The sequence below is a fragment of the Microcystis sp. M165S2 genome, assembly GCF_020245885.1.
In the GTDB taxonomy this organism is placed as follows: domain Bacteria; phylum Cyanobacteriota; class Cyanobacteriia; order Cyanobacteriales; family Microcystaceae; genus Microcystis.
On record NZ_JADBTZ010000033.1, the window covers coordinates 1 to 2637 of the forward strand.

Genomic DNA, 2637 nt, shown 5'->3' on the forward strand with positions numbered 1-2637 from the left:
AATTCTCTCCCCTTCTAATAGTTTAGAAGAAATGGAGCGAAAACTACTCTTTTATCAACGTTATGGAGTGGAAGAATACTATCTCTATGATCCAGATTCTCATAATTTTCAAGGATGGTTAAGACAGGAAGGACTATTAAGTTCTATACCTGAGATTAAGGGATGGGTTAGTCCTCGGTTAAATATCCGATTTGAATTGACAGAAGATGAGTTAGAAATTTATAGTTTAGATGGTCAGAAATTTTTAACTTCTATTGAGTTATCTCAAAGGTTAGAACAAGCAAGTTTACAATTAGAACAAGAGCGTCTTAAAGCTGAACGTTTAGCTGAATATATCCGTTCTCTGGGAATTGATCCCGATACTTTATAATGATATAATTGATCAGTTGTGACGAATACTAATTAACTGGTAAACTGCCGAAATTATCGTCATTGAACCTAGTCTAGGGCTATACTTAACTATGTAATCACTAAAAAAAACAAATCTATGAAAGCTTGGGCAAAATCTCTAGAAAAACCAGCAGTAGAATTTTCTGAAACCCAATTAACCTTATTATCGGGGAAAATTCCTGACGGATTGCGAGGTAGTCTCTATCGCAATGGTCCGGGGAGATTAGAAAGAGGTAAGCAAAAAGTTGGTCATTGGTTTGACGGAGATGGGGCAGTTTTAGCTGTACATTTTCATGATAAGGGAGCCAATGCCACCTATCGTTATGTCCAGACTGCCGGTTATCAGCAAGAAAGCGCCGCTAATCAATATTTATTTCCTAATTATGGCATGAATGCCCCCGGCTTCTTTTGGAATAATTGGGGAAAAGAGGTAAAAAATGCCGCTAATACCTCGGTGTTAGCTTTACCCGATAAATTATTAGCTCTCTGGGAAGGGGGTTTTCCCCATAAATTAGATTTACAATCTTTAGAAACCCTAGGCTTAGATAATTTATCTAGCTTACAAGCAAAGGAAACTTTTTCCGCTCATCCTAAGCTAGATTTGTCCAGAGGAGAGATTTTTAATTTCGGGGTGACAATCAGTGCCAAAGTTAGTTTAAATATCTATAAGTCTGACTCCACTGGTCAAATTATCCAGAAAAACACTTTTGAGTTAGATAGATTGTCTTTGCTGCATGACTTTGTTTTAGCAGGACAGTATCTCGTCTTTTTCGTCCCACCGATAAAAGCAGATAAATTATCGATACTGTTGGGATTTAAAACTTTTAGTGATGCCATGCAGTGGCAGCCAGAATTAGGAACAAGAATACTAATTTTTGAGCGAGATTCTCTGCAATTAGTCAGTGAAAGTGTTACGGATTCATGGTTTCAATGGCACTTCGCTAATGGTTGTGTGAATGAGCAAGGCAATCTTGAAATTGTTTTTGTCCGTTATGACGACTTTAAAACTAATCAATTTTTAAAAGAAGTTGCCACGGGTAAAACCGAAACCTTAGCCATCGGAAAATTAGCAAGTATCACCATCAATCCCCTATCAGCAAAGGTGATTAATCAGGAAATTCTCTCGGATTTAAGCTGTGATTTTCCCGTGGTTTCCCCGCAACTGGTGGGACAAAAATGGCAAAATACTTTTTTAGCTGTCCATCGTCCCGATAGCGATATTCGTCGGGAAATTATCGGACTTCCCGCTTGTTATAATCACTCCACAGGTAAGTTAACTATTGCTTATCTAGAAAATAACTGTTATGGCAGTGAACCGATTTTTGTCTCCGATGGTTTATCTCCAGAAACGGGATGGTTAATCGTCGTGGTTTACGACGGCAATAATCACAGCAGCCAAGTGAGAATTTATGATAGTCAGCAGTTAGAAAAAGAACCCCTTTGCTGTCTGCAATTACCTAGTGTTATCCCCCCTGGTTTTCACGGTACTTGGCAAGAAAAATCAGAAAAAGTAAGCTAAGACGTATTTAAATCGCTTATTCTTAGATTAGCCGAATCTCCCCCAATCCCTTTACTGTTGCAAGAGTGCAAGAGCGCAAGAGTGCCTCGTCTGGCCCAAGCAATTTGAATTACGAACAGCTTAGCTTTGATGTTAGCGATCGCATCTTCGCCATGACAAGGGGTAAGATTGCTTTGGGGGGGGTTTTTAGTGGAAAGAGAAAGGTTAACGCGGAAAGTATCCCCCTCTTCTCGTAGGTTAAGGGGATGAGGTCATAACAATCCGTTGCCAAAACCGACTTTTCAGAATATAATAGAGAAGAGTAGTCATTCATCACTCAGATTAGTTAAGATGATATTACATGACTAATAATATTGACCATGATCGCTTATTTAAGGAGTTAATCTCCACCTTTTTTGTCGAATTTATTGAGTTATTTTTTCCTCAATTGATCGATTATTTAGATAGGGACTCGATTACTTTTTTAGACAAAGAAGTATTTACCGATGTCACGGAAGGAGAAAAGCATGAAAGCGATTTAGTAGCACAAGTTAGGTTTCGCGGAAAAGAATCTTTTTTTCTGATTCATGTAGAGGCGCAGGAAAGTTCCCGCAAGTGGTTTAATCGGCGAATGTTTACTTATTTTGCTCGCTTTCATGAGAAATTTGTCTTACCGATTTATCCGATTGTAATTTTTTCTTACTCAAAGCCAAAAAGAGCAGCAATTAGTCAGTATGTGGTCGATTTTC

The 2637-nt window shown here is 38.4% G+C and carries 3 protein-coding genes; all 3 read left to right on the forward strand.

The window, feature by feature from the left end; genetic code table 11:
• Window positions 1–370, forward strand: a 370-nt coding sequence (locus IM479_RS01710) for a Uma2 family endonuclease (RefSeq protein WP_287687606.1), incomplete at its 5' end; no start/stop codon positions are given.
• A gap of 117 nt (window positions 371–487) precedes the next feature.
• Window positions 488–1909 carry a carotenoid oxygenase family protein gene (locus IM479_RS01715; RefSeq protein ID WP_287687608.1) on the forward strand — a complete coding sequence of 474 codons (1422 nt, stop codon included), beginning with the start codon at window positions 488–490 and terminating at the stop codon, window positions 1907–1909.
• A gap of 340 nt (window positions 1910–2249) precedes the next feature.
• The coding region (locus IM479_RS01720; protein ID WP_502882659.1) for an Rpn family recombination-promoting nuclease/putative transposase at window positions 2250–2637 on the forward strand (388 nt) is incomplete at its 3' end.